Origin of the sequence: Mycobacterium sp., from assembly GCF_044342925.1 — a bacterium.
GTDB lineage: Bacteria > Actinomycetota > Actinomycetes > Mycobacteriales > Mycobacteriaceae > Mycobacterium.
On sequence record NZ_JBIIOV010000202.1, the window covers coordinates 1 to 5,232 of the forward strand.

4 protein-coding genes are annotated in these 5,232 nt (G+C 71.7%); all 4 read left to right on the plus strand.

Features of this window, described 5'->3' with window-relative positions; genetic code table 11:
* Positions 1-36 precede the first annotated feature (36 nt).
* Positions 37-1,023 carry a Bug family tripartite tricarboxylate transporter substrate binding protein gene (locus ADBZ6I_RS15805; protein ID WP_526385494.1) on the plus strand — a complete coding sequence of 329 codons (987 nt, stop codon included), beginning with the start codon at positions 37-39 and terminating at the stop codon, positions 1,021-1,023.
* 5 nt (positions 1,024-1,028) lie between these two features.
* The gene (locus ADBZ6I_RS15810; RefSeq protein WP_526385496.1) at positions 1,029-1,652 is read left to right on the plus strand and encodes a 2-hydroxychromene-2-carboxylate isomerase; all 624 of its coding nucleotides are present in this window, start codon (positions 1,029-1,031) and stop codon (positions 1,650-1,652) included.
* 177 nt (positions 1,653-1,829) lie between these two features.
* Complete coding sequence (locus ADBZ6I_RS15815) at positions 1,830-3,350, plus strand: carboxyl transferase domain-containing protein (protein ID WP_526385500.1); 1,521 nt, start codon at positions 1,830-1,832, stop codon at positions 3,348-3,350.
* Between the two features lie 4 nt (positions 3,351-3,354).
* Positions 3,355-5,232 (plus strand): acetyl-CoA carboxylase biotin carboxylase subunit (locus ADBZ6I_RS15820; RefSeq protein WP_526385498.1); only part of this gene is annotated, 1,878 nt, incomplete at its 3' end.

Below are 5,232 nucleotides of genomic sequence, written 5' to 3' on the forward strand. Positions count from 1 at the left end.
TGCGGGGACGATGCCCGTCCATCCCGAGGAGACCGCATGACGCCACGAAACGCCGCCCGCCGACATCTCCTGGCCGCCGTCGCGACCATCGCCTGCACCGGCGGCTGGCTTGCCGGCGCCGCCACCGCACAGCCGGCCTGGCCCAGCCAGCCGGTGAAGATCCTGGTGGGTTTCCCGGGCGGCAGCACGCCGGACATCTCGGCCCGGGCGCTGGCCGACGCACTGGCCAAGGCGTGGGGCCAGCCGGTGGTGGTGGAGAACCGCCCGGGTGCCGGTGGCAACCTGGCTGCCGACGCCGTGGCCAAGGCCACCGACGGGCACACGCTGGGCGTCGTCATCAACGGCAACCTGACGACCGCCAAGCCGCTGAACCCGCGCCTGCCCTTCGACCCGGACAAGGACTTCGCCGTGATCTCGCTGCTGGCGACCGCACCGCTGGTGCTGGTGACCCCGGCCGAGCAACCCCAGGGCACGGCTTGGCTGGCGGCCGCGCGCGCCGCGGGCGACAAGTGGAGCTACGGCTCGGTGGGCATCGGCTCGGTGGGCCACCTGGGCGGCGAGCTCGTCAACGGCGCCATCGGCGGCAGCGCCGTGCACGTGCCTTACAACGGCAACCCGGCGGTGCTCACGGCCCTGCTGGGCGGGCAGATCCAGCTGGCGCTGGTGCCGCCGGGGCTGGCGCTGCCCCAGGTGCGGGCCGGCAAGCTGCACGCCATCGGCGTGACAGGCCCGAAGAGCGAACTCGCGCCGGGCGTGCCGGCCCTGGCCGACCTGGGCGTGCGGATGCCGCCGCTGGAGGTGTGGAACGCGCTCGTCGCGCCAGCCGGGATGCCACGCGCCGCGCTGGAGCGGCTGGCGCGCGACGTACCGGCGGTGATGAAGGAGGCCGAGACGCGCCAGCGCTTCCTGGCCGGCGGCTGGGAGCCCGTGGGCAGCGACGCCGCCGCAGCCGCGGTGCGCGTGCAGGCCGAGGCGCGCCTGCTCGGCGAGATCATCACGCGGCGCGGCATCAGGCTGGAGTGAACGCCATGGCCTCGCCCGCCCCCATCGACTGCTGGTTCGACTTCTCGTCGCCCTACTCCTACGTCGCCTCGGAGTGGATCGACGCGCTGGCCGCTCGCCACGGCCGCACCGTGCGCCGCCATGCCATCCTGCTGGGCGCCACCTTCCAGGCCGCGGAGCTGAAGTCGCCGGTGTCCTACCCGCTCAAGCGCGAGTACTCGCTGCACGACTTCGCACGGTCCGCCCGCTTCCACGGCGTGCCCTACATGCCGCCGCCGGTGTTCCCCATTCCCACGCAGAACGCCGCCCGCGTGTTCTGGTGGCTGGCCGCCACGCAGGGCGGCAGCGAGACTGGATCGGCGGCAGCGCGATGGGCGCGCGAGGGCCTGCGCGCTGTGTTCACGCGCGGTGTGGCGCTGCACGAGGCGGCGGCCCTGAAGGCCTACGCCGCCGAACAGGCCCTGGACGCCGATGCCGCCGAAGCCGTCTGGAACGATCCCGCCTGGAAGGCGCGCCTGAAGCAGGCCAATGACGAAGCGGTGGCCAGCGGCATCTTCGGCGCGCCCTTCTTCCGCATCGACGGCGAACCCTTCTGGGGCAACGACCGGCTGCCACAGATGGAGCGCTGGCTCGCCCACGGGCCGTTCTGATCCGACCCGCAGGGGGTGCTGTGTACCATGGGTGCGCCCGACGTTGACGCCAGCGTCGACGGACCACGAAAGCCCGCCTGCCCAGCCAAGCCGGTGCCGGCCCGAGGAGACACGATGCCGGCGCTGACCAGCCAGATCAACCCCCGCTCCGACAGCTACAAGGCCAGCGCCGAGTGGATGGGCGGCCTCGTCGACGATCTCAACCGCCAGCTCGCACGCACCGCGCTGGGCGGCGGCGAGGCTGCGCGGGCCAAACACCTGGCGCGCGGCAAGCTGCTGCCGCGCGACCGCGTGGAAGGCCTGCTCGACCCCGACACGCCCTTCCTCGAACTCGCGCCGCTGGCGGCCCACGGCCTGTATGACGACGCGGCGCCCGGCGCGGGCGTGATCGCCGGCATCGGCCGCGTCCAGGGCGTGGAGTGCGTGATCGTCTGCAACGACGCCACCGTCAAGGGCGGCACCTACTATCCGATGACGGTGAAGAAGCACCTGCGGGCGCAGGAGGTGGCGCGCGAGAACCGCCTGCCCTGCATCTACCTGGTGGACTCGGGCGGCGCCAACCTGCCCAACCAGGACGAGGTCTTCCCCGACCGCGAGCACTTCGGCCGGATCTTCTACAACCAGGCGCAGATGAGCGCCCAGGGCATCCCGCAGGTGGCGGTGGTCATGGGCTCGTGCACGGCGGGCGGCGCCTACGTGCCGGCCATGAGCGACGAGACCATCATCGTGCGCAACCAGGGCACCATCTTCCTGGGCGGGCCGCCGCTGGTGAAGGCGGCCACCGGTGAGGTGGTCACCGCCGAGGAACTCGGCGGCGGAGACCTGCACGCCAAGACCTCCGGTGTGGTCGACCACCTGGCCCGCGACGACCGCGACGCCCTGCGCATCGTCCGCGAGATCGTCGCGACGCTGGGAGCCGCGCCGACGCCCGCCTGGGACGTCCGCCCCGCCGCGGCCCCGGTGGCCGATCAGCACGAGTTGTACGACGTGGTGCCCGTCGACGCCCGGGTGCCCTACGACGTGCACGAGGTGATCAGCCGGATCGTCGACGGCGGCGAGTTCAGCGAGTTCAAGGCGAACTACGGGGCCACTCTGGTCACCGGGTTCGCGCGGATTCACGGCCACCCGGTCGGCATCGTCGCCAACAACGGGGTGCTGTTCGGCGAATCCGCCCTCAAGGGAGCGCATTTCATCCAGCTCTGCGACAAACGCATCATCCCGCTGGTGTTCCTGCAGAACATCAGCGGCTTCATGGTCGGCCGCGACTACGAGGCCGGCGGCATCGCCAAGCACGGCGCCAAGATGGTCACCGCCGTCGCCTGCGCGCGGGTGCCCAAACTCACCGTCGTCATCGGCGGCTCCTACGGCGCGGGCAACTACTCGATGTGCGGGCGGGCCTACTCGCCGCGATTTTTGTGGATGTGGCCCAACGCCCGGATCTCGGTGATGGGTGGTGAGCAGGCGGCCGCCGTGCTGGCCACCGTCAGCGGCGAGATGACCGTCGACGAGGAAGAGGCCTTCAAAGCGCCGATCCGGGCCCAGTACGAGGAGCAGGGCAACCCGTACTACTCCACCGCGCGACTCTGGGACGACGGTGTGATCGATCCGGCGGACACCAGAACCATTCTCGGCCTGGCTCTTTCGGTCTGCGGCAACGCACCGGTCGAGCCGGTCTCCTACGGCGTCTTCCGGATGTGACGAAATGAACTCTGGACTTTTCGACACCGTGCTGGTGGCCAACCGCGGCGAGATCGCCGTGCGGGTCATCCGCACCCTCAAGGCGATGGGCATCCGCTCGGTCGCGGTCTACAGCGACGCGGACGCCGGCGCCCGGCACGTCACCGAAGCCGACCTCGCCGTGCGCATCGGGCCGGCGCCGGCCCGCCAGAGCTACCTCGATATCGGCGCTGTGGTCGACGCGGCCCTGCGCACCGGCAGCCAGGCTGTGCACCCCGGCTACGGATTCCTTTCCGAGAACCCCGAATTCGCCGCCGCGCTGCGCCAAGCCGGGGTGGTGTTCATCGGTCCGCCGGTCTCCGCGATCGCGACCATGGGCGACAAGATCGCGGCCAAGACGGCCGTGTCGGCCTCCGGTGTGCCGGTGGTACCCGGCATCGCCGAACCTGGCTTGTCCGACGCCGATCTGATCGCCGCCGCGGGCGATGTCGGTTTCCCCGTTCTGGTGAAACCCTCGGCCGGCGGCGGCGGCAAGGGCATGCGGCGGGTCGACGACGCCGCCGATCTCCCCGAGGCGCTGGCGGGGGCCCGCCGGGAAGCCGCGGCCGCGTTCGGTGACGACACCCTGTTCCTGGAGCGGTTCGTGTTGCAGCCCAGGCACATCGAGGTTCAGGTGCTCGCCGACACCCACGGCACCGTGCTGCATCTGGGCGAGCGCGAGTGCAGCCTGCAGCGTCGCCACCAGAAGGTCATCGAGGAGGCGCCGTCGCCGCTGCTGGACCCGGTCACCCGGTCGCGGATCGGCGAGGCCGCCTGCGAGACCGCTCGCAGCGTGGACTACGTCGGAGCGGGCACGGTCGAGTTCATCGTCTCCGCCGACCGGCCCGACGAATTCTTCTTCATGGAGATGAACACCCGTCTGCAGGTGGAGCATCCGGTCACCGAGATGGTCACCGGCTGGGACCTGGTCGAGTGGCAGGTCCGCATCGCCGCGGGCCAGCGGCTGACCGCCGCGCAGCACGACATCGCGCTGAGCGGGCACGCCATCGAGGCGCGGGTGTACGCCGAGGACCCCGCCGCCGGGTTCCTGCCCACCGGCGGACCGGTGATCGCGCTCTGTGAGCCGTCCGGGCCGGGGGTGCGGGTGGACTCCGGGTTGGCGGCGGGGACGACCGTCGGCAGCGACTACGACCCCATGCTGGCCAAGGTCATCGTCCACGCCGAGGACCGTGACGCCGCCCTGCGCGGTCTGGACCGGGCGCTGGGCGACACCGCGGTGCTGGGTGTGGGCACCAACGTCGACTTTCTGCGATTCGTGCTGTCCGACGACGACGTGGCCGCCGGCCGGCTGGACACCGGGCTGCTCGAACGGCTGCAGTACATCCCGCCCGACGTCGACGACGACGCCTTGATCGCCGCCGCGGTGTACCGGTGGCTGCAGACCTGGCCGGCCGGCCCGGCGGACGTATGGGAACTGCCGTCGGGATGGCGGGTTGGGGAGCACGCCGGCTGGCAAATCCGGCTGCGCGCCGGCGGGCGCGCCGACCACGTCCGGATCACCGGAACCCCACAGCAGGCCGAGGTCTGGGTGGAGGGCGGTAAGAAGCGCTCGCTGCGCGCCTCGTTGGCTTCCGGGCGCCTGACGCTGGTGGTCGACGGCATCCGCTGTGAGGTCACCGCCGCCGACGCCGACCACCGAATCTGGCTCGCCGGCGAGTTGGGCACGGTAATGCTGCAAGAGGTTCGCGAGGAGCCGGTGCGCCCGGACGACGAGCACAGCGGCGACGCCGAACTGCGCAGCCCGATGCCCGGATCGGTGGTGGCAGTCGGCGCCGCCGACGGCGCGACGGTCGAAGCCGGCGCCGTCGTCGTCGCGGTGGAAGCGATGAAAATGGAGCATTCC

What these genes read in the sequence shown, in the direction of transcription:
- ADBZ6I_RS15805 (WP_526385494.1), top strand. Translation starts at nt 37, where the DNA reads ATGACGCCACGAAACGCCGCCCGCCGACATCTCCTGGCCGCCGTCGCG.
- ADBZ6I_RS15810 (WP_526385496.1), top strand. Translation starts at nt 1,029, where the DNA reads ATGGCCTCGCCCGCCCCCATCGACTGCTGGTTCGACTTCTCGTCGCCC.
- ADBZ6I_RS15815 (WP_526385500.1), top strand. Translation starts at nt 1,830, where the DNA reads ATGGGCGGCCTCGTCGACGATCTCAACCGCCAGCTCGCACGCACCGCG.